This is a genomic window from Primorskyibacter sp. S187A (assembly GCF_049800955.1).
Lineage (GTDB): Bacteria > Pseudomonadota > Alphaproteobacteria > Rhodobacterales > Rhodobacteraceae > JAKVBH01.
Map to the genome: position 1 here is coordinate 1,577,378 of NZ_JBNAGA010000001.1, position 19,677 is coordinate 1,597,054.

The window sequence follows — 19,677 nt, forward strand, 5'->3', positions numbered from 1 at the left end:
AGGATCACCCTTCGCCGCTCATTCGGAAAGCATCCTGCTCAATCTCCATGAACACCCGGCCGACAGTCCCGACAGACGCATAGAAGACAGAGGTCTTGGCCCCTTCCAAATCTGAATAGAAAAGCGCCGCCCAGGGCGCGATATGACGGTTGTAGAACGTCTTTTGCTCGGCCAGCGTCGCAGCTGAACCAAACCGGCCCACGATCATGGCCGCCATCATCTCCATCAAGGATGCGATGTTGTCTTCGGGTTCAAACACGTTCTCCGCGCGTTGCAGGCCGCGTGCGGCCATATCCTGACGCAGGTTTGCCAGCGGCTTCTCATTGAGAAAACCTGTCAAATAGTAGGAGGCATAAGGCAAAAGCTCCCCGCGCCCCAAACCTATGAAGAGTTTGTTGTATTCGCTCTCCACAGACCGCGGCTTGGTGATCTTTGCCATTTTGGCCAGCGTCGTGATCGCCTGACCCATCTCGCTGTCATCCCCGCTCAGGCCTGCGGTCTGCTCCAGAAGCATCTCATCGGGCGGGCCAGCCAGCAGCAAACCCAGAAAATTGTAGAGATCCGCGCGCAGCCGGTCTTCTTCGGCGATCTGGATCTCGGTGGGCATATCAGGCACTGCGGTCATCTTGTCCTCGGTCATGCGGGGCTGTCATCAAAAGTAAAGCTCATGCGGCGACGCGAGGGCGGCGCCATCGCGGGCACATCGTCCTCAAAATGCACCGGTTCGGCAAAAGACGTCACGGCCGCTTCAGTGGACACAAACGCCTCACGCTCCGGCGTGGCCTCAGGTTCAACTGTCGCGACCGTGGCATCTTCTTGTGCTGGCGGGGTCTCTTCGATGTCAGGCGGGGACGTCTCATCCCCCTCGGGGGCAGTTTTGGCTTCTTTCGCCTCCGCCTGCCGCGCCAGCTCTTCCACGTGCTTGAGCATGCCTTTGCCAACTTGATAGGCTGTTTGCATGTTCTCGATGACCGTTGCGGCATCGGTGAAGTCCTCGCCGTAATCGACCAACCCGTCGAGATTGGCGAGCACCGGGTTCACCCGCCACAAGCGGCGCAGCGCACGTGTCTTCAACCGCGCCGGAACACCCTCTTTGAGGAAGGCTTTGAAATCACCCTCCGCATCGAGGCTTTCCGGCTCGGGTAATCCCAATTCCTCCAGAAGCTCTTCGTCCGACTTGGCGTCCTGGGCCGCGTCCTTCTCCCGCGCGATTTCCTGTTGCAGCGCGGCGTCGCGCGCCTCGGCCTCAGCCTGAACATCAGCTTTTCTGCGGGCCCAGAAATCCATCATTGCAACCGCCCCCGTTTGCGCGCCGGCGACGCGTAGACATCGGCGGTCTGCACGATCCGCGCATCACCGATGCCATCCTCCACGAGATCGAGGCGCTTCTTGTCCCGCTTGCGCTTGATGAAGACCTCCTCTTCGTGGAAATCATGCACAAAGGCTTCGACCCACGCCATCAAGGCCGGGGGCATGGGCACCTTCTCCACAATCTCTTCGCCGCTATCGGTGTAATCCTGCGCCTCATAGGGCGACGCTGTAGCCAGCACGACATCCAGCGGACACTCCCCGTCGGCGTCATCCCGCAACACGATGTAGATAGACGGCTCCTGCGCTTGCAATCCGTGGAGATAAGCCTCCGTCTCGGCGCCATGCAATTCCAGCGTGACCGTAGCCGCGTGATACTCGATGGCCTCACCCTCTTCGCGCAGCACACGCCAATCTGCCAGTCCCGCGCCCGGCAAAACAGCCGTCGCCCGCCAATGATGCGCCACCCACGTGGTCACACCCGGCGTTCGGCGCATCACGATGCCCAATGGCATGCTGCGGTACATGTTCGGGTTATGGATCAAATCGGTCTCCCTGCCAGCGAGAGTGACCACAAAACGCCGCGTCGCGAAGGGTTTTTTTGTGCACCATCGTATTCCAAAGGCGAAACGGACATTTTGGACAGCTTGCACAGCACCTCACTGCGCCCTTGGACGATTTGTCTAACCTGATTATTTCGCTCGGAAATGCGTCCCGTCCGTCCGGTCTCGAATCTTCCCTTCGATTCGTCCCCGAAAACCCGAATCCAGCCTGCTACCCGCGATCTAAAATCGGTTGTGAACCGCGCAGAATCATGTCTAGCCTACGCGAAATTGTGCACCCGTCATGACGGCAAAGATGCACATCGGGAGGTCGGAAAATCATGGCTAAGACGTTGATAACATGTTCTTGTTTGGGCACACAGGAGATCGACGCCGATGCCCTTGCCGGCCAAACCGGTCTCAGCGTGTCAAAGCCCTGCGCGGCACTGTGCATGGGCAATATCGATCACGCCGCGGCCGCGATCCAAAGTGGCGACGCCATTTTATGTTGCACCCAGGAGGAGCGCCGATTCGAGCAGCTCGCGGAGGAACTGGAACAGCCCATGCCCCCGGTTCTGGACCTCAGGGATCGGGCCGGATGGACCGCCGACACCGCCAGCACACTACCCAAAATGTCCGCTCTCGCCGCCGAAGCGCTTCTGCCCGCGCCGCTTGAAAAAACGATGGATGTCGTCTCTGAAGGTCTGTGCCTGATCCTCGGCGCGCCTGATGTGGCGCTCGCCGCCGCCGAAGCGCTGCAAGAGCATCTCGGTGTCACGGTTCTGCTGGATCACGGGGACGACATGCCACCAATGGCCAAGCATGACATTGTCATCGGACGTCTGCGCTCGGCGACGGGGGCTTTGGGTCAATTCGACGTGCGTATCGACGGGCTTCAGATGCCAAGCCCGGCCGGTCGCGGAAGCGCGGAGCTCTCTCCCGCACGCGATCACGCGAGCACGCAATGCGACATCATTCTCGATCTGCGCGGGGATACCCCCCTCTTTCCAGCCCACGAAAAACGCGAAGGCTATCTGCGCGCTGATCCCGGACGGCCCGCTGCGGTCAGTGCCGCGATCCTCGCGGCTTCCCATCTGACCGGGACCTTCGAGCAACCGCTCTACGTGGCGACAGATGCGCTCCTGTGCGCACATTCGCGCGCCGAACAGACGGGATGCACCCGCTGTCTCGATCTTTGCCCTACAGGCGCGATCACGCCGGATGGAGATCACGTGACGGTCGATCCCATGATCTGTGCGGGCTGCGGCGCCTGCTCTGCCGTGTGCCCCTCGGGCGCAATCGCCTATGACGCGCCGCCGGTTGACCTCACGTTCCAGCGGGTGCAAACGCAGGCGAAAGCCTACGTCGCCGCAGGCGGCACTGCGCCGCGCTTGCTGGTGCACAATGCCCATGGCGCCGAGATGATCCGCCTCGCCGCGCGGTTCGGACGGGGCTTGCCTGCCGATGTCATTCCACTTGAAGTGTCGGCTCTAAACGGCTTTGGACACTCGGAAATCGTCGCCGCTCTGGCCGCCGGATTTGTCGATGTGACCCTCCTGCCCGGCCCGACCACAGATCGCGCGGCTCTCGACGCCCAGATCGTGCTCGCCCAGGCGATTGGCGGTGTGGAGCGGGTCGCGCTGTTAGATGTGGAAGATCCTGACGCCATGTCCGACGCTCTCTATGAAGGCACCACTTGCACACCGATCAACGCGCCCGTGCGGCCCATGGGCACACGGCGCCAGATCACACGTCAGGCGGCCAAGGCGCTCCTGCCCGATGTAGAGACGATCCCCCTGCCCGAGGGCGCGCCTTATGGTGCGGTTCTCGTGAACACCGACAACTGCACGCTGTGCCTGTCCTGTGTCTCCCTGTGTCCGTCCGGCGCTTTGGGCGATAACCCCGACAAGCCGCAGCTGCGGTTTCAGGAAGATGCCTGCCTGCAATGCGGTCTTTGCGCCAATATCTGCCCCGAGGATGCCATCACGCTCGCGCCGCGCCTCGATCTGACGGATCAGGCCCTGCGGCAAGAGGTCCTCAACGAGGAAGAGCCCTTCCCATGCGTGGAATGCGGCGCGCTTTTCGGATCAAAATCCGCGATTGACCGGATCACCGAAAAGCTGCGCGACCATGCGATGTTTGCGGGCGAGGACAAGCTGCGCATGATTCAGATGTGCGATGATTGCCGGGTGAATGCGCAGTTCCACAGCGCGGACAATCCCTTTCAGGGCGGCGAGCGTCCGCGCGTGCGCACGACAGATGATTACCTCTCCAAGCGCCGGGATCACTGATGCTGGATCGGAGCTCCCAAATCGGCGGGCGTGAGCGCGCCCACATAGGCCATGATGTTTTCCAGATCATCGAGGCTGATCTCAACCGGCACGATGGGCGACGGGCGATCGGCGGGAAACGGATCTGTGATATCAATCACTTGCGTGAAGGCGGCATGGGGTTTGAGCACATAGAACGCGCCGAAGCGCTGCTCCCAGTCGCCCATGGCGCGCAGCACGAAGAAGGATGGGGTCGATCCGATATCGGACATGCGCCCCTTCTCATTGACGGCATGACACCGGCCGCATTGCACAATGCTCACCTGCTCGCCTTCATCGGCATCGCCATCGAAGGTGATTTCGACAACCTCCTGCTCGACGATTGCAGGCGGCCCAAAAAGCGGCTTGCCCTCGGGGGCAAAGGCAAACAAGGTCCGTTGACCCACATCCGACCACAGCCAATCGGCAAATCGCGCGACATCGTCAGTCTCCTCAAGGAGAGCGACGCCCCATGTCTCACCGATGCCAGTCATCAAAGGCCGCCCGCCCGCGCCCAGCACCATCTGCGCCTCCGCCTCCGGCACAAGCGTCACGCGCACCTGGGTTTTCAGCGAAAAGCGCGGCAGGACATATTTCATCACTCCCGTCTCGACGAGCGTATCGGGGGCATGCAACAGGACCTCACGCTCCTGCGCCCCCAGCGAGGACGCGATCAGAGCCGTGACACAAGACAAGACCACAAGAGACGCGCGTATCATGGGTCAAGCCTAATCGCGCGCGGGCAATTCCGTCAAATCCGACCAAAGGAGCAGACCAATGAGCGATGAATTCAACATGTCGATGCGCAAATTCCTCAAGCAGGTGGGCGTGACATCGCAACAGGCCATTGAGACGGCTGTGCGCGAGAAAGGCGAAGCGGGCAAAACCTACAAGGTCCGCGCCGTCGTCACGATCGAAGAGCTGGACATGACCCATGAGGTCACCGGCGACATTAACGGAGAGTGAGCCTTGGCCACACGGGAAAGCGTTCTTGAGACGCTGAAAACAATCAAGGATCCAAGCGGCGAAGACATTGTGGCCTCTGGCGTCATGCGGGCGCTGAATGTCGAAGGCGGCACGGTGCGCTTCGTGATGGAGATCGCACCATCACAGGCCAAGGTCTATGAGGGCATTCAGGCGCAGGCCGAAACAGCGCTCAAGGCACTTGAGGGGGTCGAGACGGTTTCCATCGTGCTGACGGGTCATTCCGCCCAGCCTGCGCCGCCGCAGCTCAAACCCTCCAAACCTGCCGAGCCCGCCGGACCCCAGAAGATCCCCGGCGTGGATCACATCATTGCCATTGCCAGCGGCAAGGGCGGTGTGGGCAAGTCCACGGTCTCGGCCAATATCGCCTGCGCTCTGGCGCAGCAGGGTCGGCGCGTGGGTCTGCTGGACGCAGATGTCTACGGCCCCTCGCAGCCCCGCATGTTGGGCGTCTCGGGCCGGCCTGCCAGCCCCGATGGCAAGACGATCCTGCCCATGCGCAACCACGGCGTGACGATGATGTCCATCGGGCTGATGACCAATGAGGATCAGGCCGTCGTCTGGCGCGGGCCGATGCTCATGGGCGCGCTGCAGCAGATGATGATGCAGGTGCAATGGGGCGCTCTCGATGTGCTCTTGGTCGATTTGCCGCCCGGGACGGGCGATGTACAGATGACGCTCAGCCAGAAGGCCCATGTGGATGGCGCGGTGATCGTGTCCACGCCGCAGGACGTGGCGCTTCTGGATGCGCGCAAGGGCATCGATATGTTCAACCAACTCAACGTGCCCATTCTCGGGATGATCGAGAACATGTCGACCCATGTCTGCTCGAAATGCGGACATGAAGAGCATGTCTTTGGCCATGGCGGCGTCAAGGCGGAGGCCGAGAAAGTGGGCGTGCCGCTCCTGTCTGAAATCCCGCTGACCCTGGATATCAGACTGGCCGCTGACGGGGGCGCGCCGATTGTGGTCAGCCAGCCGGACAGCCCGTCCGCGCAGGCCTTCCATGCGGTGGCCAAGGCACTGGTGGACAAGGGGGTCGCATGAGTGCGTTGCACTTCCCCCCCATGATGTCGGGTGAGCAGGTCACCGATGATGTCATGGAGGCCGCGCAGATGCGGGCGGTGCAGGGCTGTGATGCGGGCCTCGTCGTGTATGCCCTCGGCGACAACCGTGTGGAGGCGGCCCTTGTCTTTGCGCCTGAAGTGCCCCTTGGCGCGGCCATGGCCATGCTGCCGCTCTGCGGCGTGGGGTTCCAGAATGCGCTTGGGGCCCTGGCCCCGCCGGAAGTGGCTGTGCATCTGGAATGGAATGGCGGGATACGCGTCAATGGCGCGGCCTGCGGTGGTTTCTCCGTGGCGGCATCAACGGATGACGCAGAGGCCGTGCCGGATTGGCTGGTCGTTGGCTTTAGCCTGCCGCTTTGGCCCGAGAGCGACGCGCCGGGTGAGACGCCCGACGAGACAGCGCTCTACGCCGAAGGCTGCGTTGATGTGCAGGCGCCGATGTTGGTTGAGGCCTGGGCGCGCCATACAATGAACTGGATCGGCCGCTGGGAAGAGGACGGTAGCGCAGCGCTGCACTCGGAATGGCGCGGTCTGGTGCATGGCATTGGCGAAGAGGCCACGCGCGGCGGCCTGACAGGTACGTTTCTGGGCGTGGATGAGCATTTCGGCATGCTGTTGCGCGACGAGAGCACAACCCATTTGATCCCCCTGACCACATTGCTGGAGACAAGCTGATGAATCTTGCACGGGCCATTCACTTTGACGAAAGCGACCAGAGGGTCTTCCATAATCCCGCGCGCACCGGGGAATGGTGTATCTCGGGCGGGTTTGAGTTTTCCAACTGGACCGAGGCCGATCTCACGGGCAAGGCGCGTCAGGCCTTTGCCAATGGCTGGTTTGGTCTGGAAACCGGCGGGCGCGTGACCTTTGTGGCCGTGACGCAGATCGAGGAGGCCGAGATTGCCACGCTGACAGAGCTTCTGGCGCAGCATTTCGTGACCTATTATGGCGCCCCGTCGATTGAAGCTGCGACCCCCGTGGCCGCGGAAGAGATTGCGCAGATGCGCGAGCTTTGCGACGATCATGCGCCCAATACACTGCTGACCGTGGTGCGGGAGTTGACGGATGCCGGCGTGAAAGAAGCCTACCGCATGATCGAGGCGGACGCGGCGGGGCTCGAGCAATTTGCGATCCACGGCTCGCTGGACGAGTAGCAGGGCAAAGCCAGCCCTCGGGTTGGCGATACCAACGCAGGGTCTGCGGCCTTTATGGATGTCGTGCCTGTGCGCAATTTAATCATCGTGCGGCAGCCCCCAAAAAGCCAGCCCGTGGGGAGGGCTGGCTTTGCCCTGCGGCTGCGCCGCGCATCGGGCTGGGAGAGCTAAGAAACACGACAACAAAAAACCGCGCCCCAACAGGGACGCGGCTCTCGAAACGCGGAAAGAAACGGTGCTTAGAAGCCCAGACCTTCGTATTTCTTTTTGAACTTGGAGACACGGCCGCCCTGATCCATCAGGCGCGCACCGCCACCGGTCCATGCGGGATGCACGGACGGGTCGATGTCGAGCGAGAGCTGGTCGCCCTCATTGCCATAGGTAGAGCGCATCGGAACGATGGTGCCGTCGGTCATCTTGACGTTGATGACATGATAGTCGGGATGCAGATCTTTTTTCATGATTGCGCTCCTCAGGCTTTCTTTGGCTTGTAGTTGGTGTCTTCCGCGATCCGCGCGGACTTACCGCGACGCGAGCGCAGGTAGTACAGCTTGGCGCGACGGACGCGACCACGGCGGACAACGGTGATGCTGTCGATATTGGTGGAATGCAGCGGGAACACACGCTCCACGCCCTCACCAAAGGAAATCTTGCGCACAGTGAAGGCACCGGCAATGCCATCGCCATTGCGACGGGAAATGCAGACGCCTTCGTAATTCTGAATACGCGACCGCGTGCCCTCGGTCACTTTGAAGCCAACACGGATCGTGTCACCGGCTTTGAAATCGGGGATGTCTTTCCCCAGGGCGGCAATTTGCTCCGCCTCCAACTGAGCGATCAGGTCCATCGCTATTCTCCTAACTGCGCACGGTTTGCCCGCGCATGTGATGCCGCCTCAGAGCTCTTGGCCGTTGATCGGGTCCACCTGTTGTGCCCGCCAGAGATCAGGTCGTCTTTTGCTTGTCGCGCCGTGTTGGGCCCTTGCATGTGCGACACGGATCGCAACGGCCAAAGACACAGCTTGCCCGCCGACTCGCGCCTGCGTGCAATGCGCGGTGTATTGCAGGGAACGCCCCACAGCGCAAGTCTCTTCAGGGACCCGAACCGATGGCGGTTTTGCAACCGATTGCAAGCGCACCTGCACGCAGGCATAGTGCACCCGGAAGGAGTACGCCATGGCCGTGACCTTGAAAGATGTTGCCGCGCGCGCGGGCGTGTCCCGATCCGCGGTCAGCCGGACGTTTACCGATGGTGCCTCCGTCTCGCCGCGCATGCGCGAAAAGGTGGAGGCTGCGGCCAAGGAGCTCGGCTATCGGCCCAACCGTCTCGCGTCTTCGCTCACAACCGGGCGCACGCAGCTCATTGGTCTGGTCTCCAACAACTTTCAGAATCCGATCTTTCTGGAGGTCTTTGATCTCTTCACGCGAGGTTTGCAGGCGCGCGGATTGCGGCCCCTGCTGGTCAACCTCAGCGCGGACATTGATCCCGAAAGCTCGGTCGAAATGCTGCGCGAATATTCCGTGGATGGGGTCGTCGTCGCATCCTCGACGCTCTCGCCGGAATTTGCCCAGGCCTTCGCAGATGCCGGCATGCCGGTTGTCCATGCCTTTGGCCGCAAATCCGACGCGCCGCGCACCCATGTCGTGGGCATCGACAATGTCGCCTGCGGGGCCATGGCGGCCCGGGCGTTGCTGGCAGCAGGCTACGGGCATGTTCACATGCTGGCAGGCCCGGCAGAGGCCACCTCGACGCAGGACAGGTTGCAAGGCTTTCAGGGCGTTATGGCCGCGCAAAAAGACATCCTCTCCAGCCACAGCTTCGCCTCGGCCTATTCCTTTGACGCCGGTCGACTGGAGATGCAGAGGCTCCTCGCGGCTGGCCCACCTGCTCAGGGCTATTTCTGCGGTGACGACGTCTTGTCCATGGGCGCGCTCTCTGCTCTGGCCGATGCAGGCCATGCCGTGCCGGGCGACGTCGGCCTGTTGGGCCTCAATGACATGGCCATGGCCCGCTGGGAGAGCTTTGCGCTCTCCACAATCCATCAACCCATCCCCGAGATCGTCGAGGCCTGCATGGATGTCATGGAAGAGATGCTGAAAGGCCCCCTGTGGGACCGTCCCAGCGTCTCGCCCAAGTGCCATGTCTTTGAGTGCTCGCTCACCTATCGCAAAACGCTGCCCGCGCCGGCTTAAGGCTCTGCATTGAAGACAAACAGCGCCTCGCCACTGACACGGTAGCCGTTGATCAGCGCTTTGGCCCGCTCAGAGACGAGCCAACCTTGCAGCTCAAGCGCCCGCGCATGCGCGACATGCGGATGCTTCTCCGGATTGACGGGCAGGAAGGCATATTGGTTGAAAAGCTCCGGATCCCCCGCAAAGAGCAGCGCCAGATCGCCTTTGTTGCCAAAGGTGAGCCAGCTCGCGCGATCCGACAGGATGTAGGCATTCATGCCCGAGGCCGTATTGAGCGCGGCCCCCATACCGGCGCCCACCGCACGGTACCATCCGCCGAAATCCGCAACATCAAGATCTGCATCTGCCCAGAGACCCAGCTCTTTTTTATGCGTGCCGCTGTCATCCCCGCGCGACACGAAAATGGCTTCAGCCTTGGCGATGCCTTGTAGCGCATCCACCGCCGCGTTCGCCGATCCAACCTGTGCGGGATCCTCGGAAGGGCCAATAAAGACGAAATCGTTATACATGATCTCACGTCTGTGGGTGCCAGCACCATCCGCCACAAAGGCTTCTTCTGCCGCGCGCGAATGCACCAGGATGGCATCCACATCCCCTGCCCGGCCGAGCTTGAGCGCCTGCCCCGTGCCCACGACCAGCAACTGCACCTCAAGGCCCAGATCCCCGGCAATTTCGGGCATCAGCACGTCAGCCAACCCGGAATTGTGAAACGAGGTTGTCACCGCCAGTTTCAACGTCTCCGCACTCGCCAAAGCGGTTGAAAATAAAAGCGTGGTCAGCAGGACAAACAAACGGGTCATTCGACGATGTCTCCTTTCAGAAAGGCCTGGGCCTGTGGTGTGGTTGGGTGCGTGAAAAAAGCCTCCGCAGGGCTGTTTTCGTGAAGGCGCCCCTTCAGCATGAAGAGGACTTGATCCGCCAGCCTGCGCGCCTGGCCGAAATCATGGGTGGAAAGAATGAGCTTGGTGCCGCGTGCCTTGGCGTCTTGCAGGATCGTCTCGATCTCGCGCATGGCGCGCCCGTCGAGCGAGGCGCAAGGCTCATCGAGAAACAGCACCTGCGGATCAATGATCAAGGCGCGGGCCAGTGCCAGCTTCTGCCCCTCGCCGCCTGACAGGACCGTCGCCTGCCGGTGCAGCATATCGCCCAGCCCCACGCGGCGTGCCCAATCCTCCGCCTTGGCGCGCGCCGCGCGTTTCGTGCTGCCGCGTACGATCAGCGGATAGGCGATATTGTCGAGCACCGAGCGGCGCAGCATGACGGGGCGCTGGAAGACAAAGGCCTGATGGTGGCGCGCTTCTTGTGTGCCGCAGGCCCAATCCAGCGCGCCCGAGCTCAGCCGCGCCGTGCCATGAAGCAGCCGCAAGAGGCTCGTCTTGCCCGCGCCGTTTGGCCCCATGACCACCACCGTGCCATGGCCCTCCAGGCTCAGATCAATCGGCCCCGCAAGCGTCCGTCCACGCCGCGACGTTTGAGCTCCTCGCGCTGTGAGGGGAAGCAACTGGCTCACCACCGCCCCTCCCGCTCCGTCCGGCCCAACCAATGGATCGAGAGGTTCACCGCAATCGCGAGACCAATCAGCACAAAGCCCAGGCCCAATGCGAGAGCAAACTCTCCCTTGCCCGTCTCCAGCGCGATGGCCGTGGTCAGCACGCGTGTCGCGTGATCGATATTGCCGCCCACGATCATGATCGCGCCCACCTCGCCAATGGCGCGGCCAAAGCCCGCAAGCGAGGCCGTCAACAGCGCGCGCCGCGCGTCCCAAAGCAGCGTGCGCATCTTCTGCATCTGGGTCACGTTCATGGAAATCAGCAGATCGTGGTACTCCGTCCACAGATCCCGCAGGTTCTGATGCGCGATCGAGGCGATGAGCGGCACGATGATGATGACCTGCGCGATGATCATGGCCGTGGGCGTAAAGAGCAGGCCAAAAACGCCAAAGGGCCCGGAACGCGACAGCATCACATAGACAATCAGCCCCACGACCACAGGCGGCAGACCCATCAGAGCATTGAGTACCGCGATTACCCCACGCCGCGCCCGAAACCGGCGTACCGCCAGAAGGGCCGCGAGAGGCAGAGCAATGGCCGAGGCAATCACAAGCGCGCTCAGCGTGACATGCAGCGAGCGCAGTGTGATCTCCAGCAAATCCGCGTCCAGCGTGATGACCAGCCAAAAGGCCTGCACCAATCCGGCCCAAAGATCGACCATCGCCGGTCCTCCTCCCCTTCATTCGGGCATAACCTACAGGTCTGCGCAGGCAGGGAACAGCGCGAAAAGCGCCTGTCAGAAGGGCTTGGGGACGTTTCTTGAGGAGGCGCGTGCGCTTGCGGACAAGCTGTCCAACAATACGCGCCACAGGGTTGTACTAAGGGACATTCCGGCCGTCCACGCGCCCACGCCCTGCCCCCGGGATTGTGTATCGACCGCCGTGGACTTCAGGCACGGGATAATCAAACCGAGCAATCAAACGCTGCGCCGTGTCAAACCGCGCTCTTGCTTGCGTTTGCGTTACGCAACATTCCCCCGTTGCGCTGATGTCCTTGAGAGCTATTTGCGCGGTGCCGCCGCGCGGCGCAGACGGTCATTGATGGCTTGCCCCAGACCCTCCATGGGAACAGGTGCCACGGCAATAGGCCGCCCATCCGCATCCGCCTCATGCAGGATTGCAAAGAGCCGGGCAGCCGCCTCGCGCAGATCCCCGGATGCCGACAAGGTCAGCGCGCTCTGCACGGGCCCAAAACCGATCAGGATCTCGTCAGGGGTCGCGGAGGTGGCATTCAACCGGACGCGCGCGCCCGGCGCATAATGCGAGGCCAGCTGACCGGGGCTCGTGATTGCGCCCGTCTCCGGCTGTTGTAGGGGTGCGCCCAAGACCTGCTCCAACGCCTCTTGCGGGATCCCGCCGGGGCGCAGCAGCTGCACATGCTCTCCGACCGCGACAATCGTGGATTCCAGGCCGACCTGACAGGGCCCAGCGTCCAAAACCGCATCGATCCGCCCCCCAAGCCCCGCCATGACATGATCGGCAGACACGGAGGAAATCCGCCCGGACGGGTTGGCCGAAGGCGCAGCAATCGGACGGTCCGCCGCACGCAACAACACCTGCGCCGCAGCGCCCTGCGGCATACGCACCGCCAGCGTCGGCAACCCTGCTGTCACAAGCGAGGACACCCCCGCCTCCGGTTTGAGCGGCAAAACGAGCGTCAGCGGCCCCGGCCAGAATGCCTCCGCCAAACGCTGCGCCAGCGCAGACCACGTCACCAGCCTTTGGGCGGCATCGATCGAGGCCACATGCACAATGAGCGGGTTGAACGCAGGCCGCCCCTTGGCCTCATAAATCCGCGCCACCGCATCGCCCTGTGTCGCATCCGCGCCCAGCCCGTAGACGGTCTCCGTTGCGAAGGCGACAAGACGCCCGTCCCGCAAAAGCCGGGCGGCGCGCGCGATCCCGTCTGGGTCCGCCTCAAGGCGTTCGGTCTGGATTTTCATTCGTGACGCCGCGTTTTGTTGGACGAACTTTGGCGTGGCGGTATAGCCCGGGAGGGATCCGTTTGCCCAGCCCCGATGTGGCCAACTGCCCGTCGACTGACCATGTGAGCCTCATGACCTATACTGCCCCCCTGTCCGATTTCCGATTTATCCTCGATCACGTTGTGCCGCTGGCGCCCATCTCCGAGACGGCGCGCTTTGCAGAGGCCACGTCCGATGTCTCCGAGGCCATCCTCTCGGAGGCTGGCAAATTATGCGAAGACATTCTGGCGCCACTGAACCGTGTCGGTGATCTCAAACCAGCGGTTCTTGAAAATGGCGTTGTGCGCACGCCGGAGGGATTTCCAGCTGCCTATCGGGCCATTGCTGAGGGCGGTTGGGTGTCAATTGCAGCGCTCCCCGAACATGGCGGCATGGGCCTGCCCATGATGCTGACGACGGCGGTGAATGACATGATGTCCTCGGCCTGTCTCTCGATCCAGCTGTCGCCGCTGATGACGCAAGGCCAGATCGAGGCCCTCGAAGCGCATGCTTCTGAGGAGCTCAAGGCGCTCTACCTGCCAAAACTGGTCGCGGGCGAATGGACGGGCACGATGAACCTCACCGAGCCGCAAGCGGGCTCTGATGTGGGCGCCTTGCGGACCCGGGCGGAGCCGCAACCGGACGGGACCTATGCGATCACCGGGCAGAAGATCTACATTTCCTGGGGCGATCATGATTGCGCCGAAAACATCGTGCATCTCGTGCTTGCGCGGCTGCCCGACGCTGGTCCTGGCACCAAGGGGATCAGCCTCTTTCTCGTCCCGAAATTCCTGCCCAATGCCGACGGGAGCCTTGGCGCGCGCAACGATCTGCGCGCGGTGAGCCTTGAGCACAAACTTGGCCTGCATGGCTCCCCCACCGCTGTCATGGAATACTCCGGCGCGACAGGCTGGCTCGTGGGCCAGCCCCATCAGGGCATGAAGGCCATGTTCACCATGATGAACAACGCCCGCCTGGGTGTCGGAACGCAAGGGATCGGCATTGCCGAAGCCGCATCGCAGGCCGCGGTCCATTACGCCGAGGCCCGCGTGCAGGGGCGCACGTCCGGTCCCACAGGGACGATCCTCGATCATGCCGATGTCCGCCGGATGCTGGCCACCATGCGCGCCGATACCTTTGCGGCCCGCGCCCTCGCGCTCGCTTGCGCACAAGCCATTGATCTGGCCCATGCCACGGGTGCGCCGGAGGCCACAGCCCGTGCCGCGCTGCTCACGCCAATTGCCAAGGCCTTTGGCACGGAAACAGGCATTCGCGTGGCTGAATTGGGTGTGCAGGTCCATGGCGGCATGGGCTTCATCGAGGAGACCGGTGTTGCGCAATTTGCCCGCGACGTGCGCGTGACCGCGATCTACGAGGGCACCAATGGCATTCAGGCGATGGACCTCGTGGCGCGCAAAATGGCCGACAGCGGTGAGGCGATGTTCGGGCTCATCGATGAGATCGAAGCCCATGCGGAAGCGCTCCGCCACAGGCTGCCCGATCTGGCAGAGCCTGTCTGGCAGGCCTCCGAGACATTGCGCGAGACGGTCGAGACGCTTCTCGAGCGTGACCTTGAAGCGCGCTTTTCGGGCGCTGTTCCCTTCCTGATGGGATTTGCCCGGGTGCTTGGCGCACATTACCACCTGCGCGCCATCGAGATCGCCGGGCGCGACAGTGCCCGCGGGCGTATCGGACGGTTCTACATCGAACGCCTCCTGCCCGAGCACAAGGGCCTGCTCGCCCAAGCCGGTGGGGCGGCGGAAGCTGTGCTTGACCTGCGGCCTGAAGATCTGGCCGTGGCCTGATGGACGGCATCCGCTATCCGTTTGAGACACCTCCCGCAGAGGGAGAGGTTCTGGAAGTGGCCGAGGGGGTGCTGTGGATCCGCATGCCGCTGCCCATGGCGCTGGATCATGTCAATCTCTATGCGCTTGATGATGGCGACGGCTGGACTGTGATCGATACCGGCGTGCATTCGCGCCGCTCCGTGCGCATTTGGGAAAACCTCATTGCCGGGCCTTTGGCGGGCAAGCCCATCACACGTGTCGTGCTGACCCATCATCACCCCGATCATGTGGGCATGGCGGGCTGGCTGGCCGAGCACCACGGCACCGAAACACTGGCGAGCCGCACGTCCTGGCTCTTTGCGCGTATGCTCACGCTGGATGAACAGGCCAGTCCTACACCAGAGACACTGGCCTATTGGCGCGCCTGCGGCATGGATGCGGAGATCTATGCACAGCGCGCGCAGGAGCGCCCGTTCAACTTTGCCGATATCGTCTATCCGATCCCGCTGGGCTTTTCGCGCCTCTCCGAGGGCGGTGAGATCACGATGGGCGGGCGCCGCTGGGATATTCGGCTGGGCGCAGGTCATGCGCCGGACCATGTGACCTTCTGGAGCCGTGATGACGCGCTTGTCATTGCCGGGGATCAGATCCTGCCGTCGATCTCGTCAAACATCGGGGTCTATGCCACGGAGCCGGAAGCCGATCCGGTCCAGGACTGGATGGACAGCTGCGCCCGTTTTGCCGAGATCGCCCGCGCTGACCATCTTGTTCTGGGGGGCCACAAACTGCCCTTCACCGGCCTGCCGCTGCGCCTGAGCCAGTTGATCGACAATCACCATGGCTGCCTGAAACGTCTTCGCGCCCATCTGGACCAGCCCAAAACGGCCGGCGCGTGCTTTGCGCCGCTCTTCAAACGCAAGATCGGGCCCGGCGAATACGGGCTGGCGCTGGTGGAGGCGATGGCCCATTGCCTGCACCTGTGGCACGCAGGCGAGGCCACCCGCGAGATCGCCGACGATGGCGCGTGGCGGTTTGTCATGAAAGACCTCTGAGCCAAAGCGCGACGGCGTGGGTGGCGATATGACGTAACGGTGTGTTTCAGCCTTCTGGACAGGAGGGGCGCTGGCGCGCTAAGCACAAGTCAAGTCACGGAGTTTCCATGCCATCCATCTTGATCCTGAATGGCCCCAACCTCAATCTGCTGGGCACCCGCGAGCCCGAGATCTACGGCGCACAGACGCTGGCAGATGTCGAGGAGGATGCACGCATCTACGCCACCTCGCGTGGTGTGACGCTGACCTGCGCACAAGATAATTCAGAAGGCGCGCTTGTCAGCCACCTGCACGCCGCGCGCGGCAGCCAGGACGGCGTGATCTTCAACGCGGGCGCCTATACACACACCTCCATCGCCCTGCGCGACGCGATCTCCGGCATTGCCTTGCCTGTCATCGAGCTGCACCTGTCCAACGTGCATGCGCGCGAGAGCTTTCGTCATCACTCGATGATCGCACCGGTCTGCACGGGCGTCATCGCGGGTTTTGGCGCGGCAGGGTACCGGCTCGCGATTGACGCCATGCTGGGTGTCTTGGAGCGCCAGGCATGAATACCCCGTCGCCTGCGCTCAATTCCTACCTGCTCGATGTCACCAACACGACCGATATCGAGACGCTCTGGGCAATGCATTCCGAAAAGATGGCGGGCTATGGCTTTGATCGCCTGATCTACGGCTTCACCTATTATCGCACCGAGACATCGCTGGGCGATCCCAATGATTTCCTGATGCTGACCAACCACGATCAGGCCTATACGGATGTGTTTCTGGGCCAGCAGCTCTATGCCAACGCGCCGATGACCCGCTGGGCCATCGAGAATGAAGGCGTGCAAAGCTGGCGGACGATTGGCGAGCGCATGGCGCAGGGCGATCTGACCGAGAAAGAACAAAAGGTCGTGGCTTTCAACCTCGATATGGGCGTCACGGCGGGTTACACGATTTCCTTCAAAGCCGTTTCCGCGCGCTCGAAAGGTGCGATCGCGCTGACGGCGCAACGCGGCATGTCTCAGGACGACGTGGAAGAGCTCTGGTCCCGCGAGGGGCAGGACATCGTCACCATCAACAACGTGACCCACCTCAAGATCCTGACGCTGCCCTTCACCGGGATCGGCCGCAAGCTCACCAACCGCCAACGCGAGGCGTTGGAATGGGTGGGCGATGGCAAGACCACCCAGGACATCGCCCTGCTGATGGGCCTGACACCGGCGACCGTGGAAAAACACCTGCGGCTGGCCCGCGAAACGCTGAACGTCGAGACAACGGCCCAAGCCGTGCTCAAGGCCGCCTTCCAGAACCAGATGTTCGTGCTCGATCTTTAGGCCCGGCCTTGTCCGCCTTGGGGCAGAATCATCTATCTGCGATGCACCTTAGTGCCCCGCGCCGATAATCAGGTGATTCCGGTTATTGTTGCTACACCTGCATCAATCACGAAATTTTTGTTAACCTTTGCACGTCTGATGGAACTTTTTTGCCCAATAAAAGCGCTTTGAAAGCCTTTGTCGGCAAAAGTATGGGAATCCATACTTCCTTAACGCTGGGTAAACAGGGCACATTAGAGACGTTCCGTGAGTGGTGGCTTTAGCCAGGGAACATTGGGAGGGTGATCCTCGTGATTTCGAGGCTCCGCCCACTCAACCGGGTAACCGGAGACTGGCCCTGAACGCAATTCTACGCTGGAGGGGTCAGTCACCTCTCGGCCTGCCTCGTCTCATCCCCATTTGTCTGGGGCGGGCCAAAATAGGAGACGGCGCCAGGGCAACCTGACGCCGTCTTTTTTCGTACCAATCGCCTGCGCGTGGGGTTTAGCCCTGAACGGCTTTGGCCACTTCGGCTGCGAAGTCTTCTTCTTTTTTCTCGATGCCTTCACCGACCGCCATGCGGACAAAGCCAACGACATCGACGCCTGCATCTTTCGCGGCGGCGGCAACTGTCTTGTCGGGGTCAATTACAAAGGCTTGGTTGAGAAGCGTGACTTCGGCCATGAACTTCTTCATGCGGCCAACGATCATCTTCTCGATCACAGCTTCGGGCTTGCCGGATTCCTTGGCAATATCGATCTGCACCTGACGCTCGCGCTCCACAACTGTGGGATCGAGATCATCCTCAGAGAGCGATGCCGGGTTGGAGGCCGCGATATGCATGGCGACCTGCTTGCCGAAGGCTTCGTTGTCGCCCGAAAGTGCCACAAGCACACCGATCTGGCCCATGCCGGGCGCGGCGGCGTTGTGCACATAAGAGACAACCTGCGCGCCTTCGATCTTGGCCATACGGCGCAGCGACATGTTCTCGCCAACAGTGGCGATCTTGTCGGTGATCGTGTCAGCAACGCTCTTGCCGCCCAGATCTGCCGCGGCCAGAGCCTCGACATCCGCAGCGCCCATGGCCGCACCGGCGATACCGGAGACCATCTCCTGGAACTCCGCGTTCTTGGCCACGAAGTCCGTCTCGGAATTCACTTCCACGGCAACGCCCGTGCCGCCGTCAACGGAGACGGCCACAAGGCCCTCTGCGGCTGTACGGCCGGATTTCTTGGCGGCTTTCGCCAGACCTTTGGTGCGCAACCAGTCGATTGCAGCTTCCATGTCACCGTCGGTTTCTGTCAGCGCCTTCTTGGCGTCCATCATGCCTGCGCCGGTCATCTCGCGCAGTTCTTTCACCTGGGATGCAGTGATGGCCATATCGGCTCTCCTCATCGAAAAAGGGGTTTCAGGCGGCACCACGACGGCGCCGTCCTTTTTATCGAATGGTCTGCCCGGTTGGGCTCAGGCCTCAGCCTTCTGCAGGTGCGCCTTCTGCCGCAGGCGCTTCGGCCTCGGCGACAGCTTCCTCTGCAGGGGCTTCTTCCATGGCGCCAAGATCCACACCTGCCGCGCCAAGCTGCGCGGACATGCCGTCAAGCGCTGCACGGGCCGCCAGATCGCAGTAGAGCGAGATCGCACGGGCCGCGTCGTCATTGCCGGGGATCACAAAATCCACGCCATCGGGCGAGCAGTTTGTATCCACAATGGCTACAACGGGGATGCCCAGCTTGTTGGCTTCCGCCACGGCCAGCGCTTCTTTCTTGACGTCGATGACGAAAAGCAGATCAGGCGTGCCACCCATCTCGCGGATCCCGCCCAAGGAGGCCTGCAATTTGCCCTGATCGCGCTCCATGTTGAGGCGCTCTTTCTTGGTCAGGCCGTCGCCGCCGGTTTCCATCTTTTCGTCAATCTGCTTGAGACGGTTGATGGACTGGGACACGGTTTTCCAGTTGGTCAGCGTGCCGCCGAGCCAACGGTGGTTCATGTAATACTGCGCGCAACGCTCTGCGGCATCGGCCACGGGCTGCGCGGCCTGGCGCTTGGTGCCCACGAAGAGCACGCGGCCGCCCTTGGCAACGGTTTCGCGGATTGCATTGAGCGCCGCGTCCAGCATCGGGACGGTCTGTGTGAGGTCCATGATGTGGATGCCATTGCGGCTGCCATAGATGAACTCACCCATGCGGGGGTTCCAACGCTGTGTCTGGTGGCCGAAGTGAACGCCAGCTTCGAGCAGCTGACGCATGGTGAACTCTGGAAGAGCCATGCTATCTACCTTTCCGGTTTGCGCCTCGACGGGGATGGGTCAACTGACCAACCGGTGGAAGATCGGGGATGTCTCCCCCGAACGCCCGCCCCGTCTGCGGATTGAATGCGCGAGCCATTACGCAGTTTCCAGGCGATACGCAAGGGGCAAAAGCCGGATGCCTCAGGCGGGGAGTTTTTAAGCAAGAGGACGAGGCGCACGCCACT

Annotated in this window: 22 protein-coding genes; 10 read left to right on the plus strand and 12 right to left on the minus strand. The window is 62.1% G+C overall.

Features of this window, described 5'->3' with window-relative positions; translation table 11 throughout:
• Positions 1–4: 4 nt before the first annotated feature.
• Genes ACP15S_RS07855 through ACP15S_RS07865 form a run of 3 tightly spaced genes read right to left on the minus strand, consistent with a single transcriptional unit; the run spans position 5 to position 1,823 of the window.
• Positions 5–625 carry a TorD/DmsD family molecular chaperone gene (locus ACP15S_RS07855; RefSeq protein WP_425039673.1) on the minus strand — a complete coding sequence of 207 codons (621 nt, stop codon included), beginning with the start codon at positions 623–625 and terminating at the stop codon, positions 5–7.
• A gap of 11 nt (positions 626–636) precedes the next feature.
• Positions 637–1,290, minus strand: coding sequence for a DUF3306 domain-containing protein (locus tag ACP15S_RS07860; RefSeq protein ID WP_425039015.1), 654 nt, complete (start codon positions 1,288–1,290; stop codon positions 637–639).
• Positions 1,287–1,823: a DUF3305 domain-containing protein gene (locus tag ACP15S_RS07865; RefSeq protein ID WP_425039674.1), complete on the minus strand. Its 537-nt coding sequence runs from the start codon at positions 1,821–1,823 to the stop codon at positions 1,287–1,289. Before ACP15S_RS07865 ends, ACP15S_RS07860 begins: the two co-directional genes overlap by 4 nt.
• Before the next feature lie 368 nt (positions 1,824–2,191).
• Here ACP15S_RS07865 and ACP15S_RS07870 point away from each other — a divergent pair, with 368 nt between their 5' ends.
• Positions 2,192–4,141 carry a 4Fe-4S binding protein gene (locus tag ACP15S_RS07870; protein WP_425039016.1) on the plus strand — a complete coding sequence of 650 codons (1,950 nt, stop codon included), beginning with the start codon at positions 2,192–2,194 and terminating at the stop codon, positions 4,139–4,141.
• Here the strand turns inward: ACP15S_RS07870 and ACP15S_RS07875 are convergent.
• Positions 4,135–4,878, minus strand: a complete 744-nt coding sequence (locus tag ACP15S_RS07875) for a hypothetical protein (RefSeq protein WP_425039017.1) — start codon at positions 4,876–4,878, stop codon at positions 4,135–4,137. The genes ACP15S_RS07870 and ACP15S_RS07875 overlap by 7 nt on opposite strands.
• A 58-nt stretch (positions 4,879–4,936) precedes the next feature.
• Here ACP15S_RS07875 and ACP15S_RS07880 point away from each other — a divergent pair, with 58 nt between their 5' ends.
• From ACP15S_RS07880 to ACP15S_RS07895, 4 genes are read left to right on the plus strand one after another with little or no spacing between them, the layout of a single operon-like run.
• On the plus strand, positions 4,937–5,125 hold the full coding sequence (locus ACP15S_RS07880) for a DUF6494 family protein (RefSeq protein ID WP_425039018.1): 189 nt from the start codon (positions 4,937–4,939) through the stop codon (positions 5,123–5,125).
• A 3-nt stretch (positions 5,126–5,128) separates the two neighbouring features.
• Positions 5,129–6,190, plus strand: coding sequence for an Mrp/NBP35 family ATP-binding protein (locus tag ACP15S_RS07885; RefSeq protein WP_425039019.1), 1,062 nt, complete (start codon positions 5,129–5,131; stop codon positions 6,188–6,190).
• Positions 6,187–6,885 (plus strand): DUF4444 domain-containing protein, encoded by a 699-nt coding sequence (locus ACP15S_RS07890; protein ID WP_425039020.1) that lies wholly within the window; start codon positions 6,187–6,189, stop codon positions 6,883–6,885. The genes ACP15S_RS07885 and ACP15S_RS07890 overlap by 4 nt, the downstream gene beginning before the upstream one ends.
• A complete protein-coding gene (locus ACP15S_RS07895) occupies positions 6,885–7,364 on the plus strand; it encodes a DUF6505 family protein (RefSeq protein WP_425039021.1) in 480 nt (159 codons plus the stop codon). The genes ACP15S_RS07890 and ACP15S_RS07895 overlap by 1 nt, the downstream gene beginning before the upstream one ends.
• Before the next feature lie 239 nt (positions 7,365–7,603).
• Here the strand turns inward: ACP15S_RS07895 and rpmE are convergent, their stop codons facing one another.
• Both rpmE and rplS read right to left on the minus strand, forming a co-directional pair.
• On the minus strand, positions 7,604–7,825 hold the full coding sequence (gene rpmE, locus ACP15S_RS07900; RefSeq protein ID WP_425039022.1) for a 50S ribosomal protein L31: 222 nt from the start codon (positions 7,823–7,825) through the stop codon (positions 7,604–7,606).
• A gap of 11 nt (positions 7,826–7,836) precedes the next feature.
• Positions 7,837–8,211, minus strand: coding sequence for a 50S ribosomal protein L19 (rplS, locus tag ACP15S_RS07905; protein WP_425039023.1), 375 nt, complete (start codon positions 8,209–8,211; stop codon positions 7,837–7,839).
• 328 nt (positions 8,212–8,539) lie between these two features.
• On the opposite strand from rplS, the gene ACP15S_RS07910 reads away from it, so the two are divergent.
• Positions 8,540–9,556, plus strand: a complete 1,017-nt coding sequence (locus ACP15S_RS07910; protein WP_425039024.1) for a LacI family DNA-binding transcriptional regulator — start codon at positions 8,540–8,542, stop codon at positions 9,554–9,556.
• On the opposite strand, the gene ACP15S_RS07915 is transcribed toward ACP15S_RS07910, so the two are convergent.
• The 4 genes from ACP15S_RS07915 to ACP15S_RS07930 form a co-directional block, all read right to left on the minus strand.
• Entirely contained in the window at positions 9,553–10,356 is an 804-nt protein-coding gene (locus tag ACP15S_RS07915; RefSeq protein ID WP_425039025.1) for a substrate-binding domain-containing protein, read from the minus strand. The two genes, ACP15S_RS07910 and ACP15S_RS07915, sit on opposite strands and share 4 nt — an antisense overlap.
• Entirely contained in the window at positions 10,353–11,066 is a 714-nt protein-coding gene (locus ACP15S_RS07920; protein ID WP_425039026.1) for an ATP-binding cassette domain-containing protein, read from the minus strand. The genes ACP15S_RS07915 and ACP15S_RS07920 overlap by 4 nt, the downstream gene beginning before the upstream one ends.
• Positions 11,063–11,767: an ABC transporter permease gene (locus ACP15S_RS07925; RefSeq protein ID WP_425039027.1), complete on the minus strand. Its 705-nt coding sequence runs from the start codon at positions 11,765–11,767 to the stop codon at positions 11,063–11,065. Before ACP15S_RS07925 ends, ACP15S_RS07920 begins: the two co-directional genes overlap by 4 nt.
• Positions 11,768–12,106: 339 nt before the next feature.
• A complete protein-coding gene (locus tag ACP15S_RS07930) occupies positions 12,107–13,048 on the minus strand; it encodes an L-threonylcarbamoyladenylate synthase (RefSeq protein WP_425039028.1) in 942 nt (313 codons plus the stop codon).
• A 113-nt stretch (positions 13,049–13,161) separates the two neighbouring features.
• Here ACP15S_RS07930 and ACP15S_RS07935 point away from each other — a divergent pair, with 113 nt between their 5' ends.
• From ACP15S_RS07935 to ACP15S_RS07950, 4 genes are all read left to right on the plus strand, one after another.
• Positions 13,162–14,874 carry an acyl-CoA dehydrogenase gene (locus ACP15S_RS07935; RefSeq protein WP_425039029.1) on the plus strand — a complete coding sequence of 571 codons (1,713 nt, stop codon included), beginning with the start codon at positions 13,162–13,164 and terminating at the stop codon, positions 14,872–14,874.
• Positions 14,874–15,908, plus strand: coding sequence for an MBL fold metallo-hydrolase (locus tag ACP15S_RS07940; protein ID WP_425039030.1), 1,035 nt, complete (start codon positions 14,874–14,876; stop codon positions 15,906–15,908). The genes ACP15S_RS07935 and ACP15S_RS07940 overlap by 1 nt, the downstream gene beginning before the upstream one ends.
• A gap of 107 nt (positions 15,909–16,015) precedes the next feature.
• The gene (gene aroQ, locus ACP15S_RS07945; RefSeq protein WP_425039031.1) at positions 16,016–16,459 is read left to right on the plus strand and encodes a type II 3-dehydroquinate dehydratase; all 444 of its coding nucleotides are present in this window, start codon (positions 16,016–16,018) and stop codon (positions 16,457–16,459) included.
• Positions 16,456–17,226: a helix-turn-helix transcriptional regulator gene (locus ACP15S_RS07950; protein ID WP_425039032.1), complete on the plus strand. Its 771-nt coding sequence runs from the start codon at positions 16,456–16,458 to the stop codon at positions 17,224–17,226. Before aroQ ends, ACP15S_RS07950 begins: the two co-directional genes overlap by 4 nt.
• A 483-nt stretch (positions 17,227–17,709) precedes the next feature.
• Here the strand turns inward: ACP15S_RS07950 and tsf are convergent, their stop codons facing one another.
• Both tsf and rpsB read right to left on the minus strand, forming a co-directional pair.
• A complete protein-coding gene (gene tsf, locus ACP15S_RS07955; protein ID WP_425039033.1) occupies positions 17,710–18,585 on the minus strand; it encodes a translation elongation factor Ts in 876 nt (291 codons plus the stop codon).
• Between the two features lie 91 nt (positions 18,586–18,676).
• Positions 18,677–19,471 carry a 30S ribosomal protein S2 gene (rpsB, locus tag ACP15S_RS07960; protein WP_425039034.1) on the minus strand — a complete coding sequence of 265 codons (795 nt, stop codon included), beginning with the start codon at positions 19,469–19,471 and terminating at the stop codon, positions 18,677–18,679.
• Positions 19,472–19,677: the final 206 nt, after the last annotated feature.

Coding starts and splice junctions, on each gene's coding strand:
- ACP15S_RS07950 (WP_425039032.1), top strand. CDS start 16,456: ATGAATACCCCGTCGCCTGCGCTCAATTCCTACCTGCTCGATGTCACC.
- ACP15S_RS07890 (WP_425039020.1), top strand. CDS start 6,187: ATGAGTGCGTTGCACTTCCCCCCCATGATGTCGGGTGAGCAGGTCACC.
- ACP15S_RS07875 (WP_425039017.1), bottom strand. CDS start 4,878: ATGATACGCGCGTCTCTTGTGGTCTTGTCTTGTGTCACGGCTCTGATC.
- tsf (WP_425039033.1), bottom strand. CDS start 18,585: ATGGCCATCACTGCATCCCAGGTGAAAGAACTGCGCGAGATGACCGGC.
- ACP15S_RS07935 (WP_425039029.1), top strand. CDS start 13,162: ATGACCTATACTGCCCCCCTGTCCGATTTCCGATTTATCCTCGATCAC.
- rpsB (WP_425039034.1), bottom strand. CDS start 19,471: ATGGCTCTTCCAGAGTTCACCATGCGTCAGCTGCTCGAAGCTGGCGTT.
- ACP15S_RS07880 (WP_425039018.1), top strand. CDS start 4,937: ATGAGCGATGAATTCAACATGTCGATGCGCAAATTCCTCAAGCAGGTG.
- ACP15S_RS07855 (WP_425039673.1), bottom strand. CDS start 625: ATGACCGCAGTGCCTGATATGCCCACCGAGATCCAGATCGCCGAAGAA.
- ACP15S_RS07915 (WP_425039025.1), bottom strand. CDS start 10,356: ATGACCCGTTTGTTTGTCCTGCTGACCACGCTTTTATTTTCAACCGCT.
- ACP15S_RS07895 (WP_425039021.1), top strand. CDS start 6,885: ATGAATCTTGCACGGGCCATTCACTTTGACGAAAGCGACCAGAGGGTC.
- ACP15S_RS07930 (WP_425039028.1), bottom strand. CDS start 13,048: ATGAAAATCCAGACCGAACGCCTTGAGGCGGACCCAGACGGGATCGCG.
- ACP15S_RS07910 (WP_425039024.1), top strand. CDS start 8,540: ATGGCCGTGACCTTGAAAGATGTTGCCGCGCGCGCGGGCGTGTCCCGA.
- ACP15S_RS07870 (WP_425039016.1), top strand. CDS start 2,192: ATGGCTAAGACGTTGATAACATGTTCTTGTTTGGGCACACAGGAGATC.
- ACP15S_RS07865 (WP_425039674.1), bottom strand. CDS start 1,823: ATGCCATTGGGCATCGTGATGCGCCGAACGCCGGGTGTGACCACGTGG.
- rplS (WP_425039023.1), bottom strand. CDS start 8,211: ATGGACCTGATCGCTCAGTTGGAGGCGGAGCAAATTGCCGCCCTGGGG.
- rpmE (WP_425039022.1), bottom strand. CDS start 7,825: ATGAAAAAAGATCTGCATCCCGACTATCATGTCATCAACGTCAAGATG.
- ACP15S_RS07925 (WP_425039027.1), bottom strand. CDS start 11,767: ATGGTCGATCTTTGGGCCGGATTGGTGCAGGCCTTTTGGCTGGTCATC.
- ACP15S_RS07940 (WP_425039030.1), top strand. CDS start 14,874: ATGGACGGCATCCGCTATCCGTTTGAGACACCTCCCGCAGAGGGAGAG.
- ACP15S_RS07860 (WP_425039015.1), bottom strand. CDS start 1,290: ATGATGGATTTCTGGGCCCGCAGAAAAGCTGATGTTCAGGCTGAGGCC.
- aroQ (WP_425039031.1), top strand. CDS start 16,016: ATGCCATCCATCTTGATCCTGAATGGCCCCAACCTCAATCTGCTGGGC.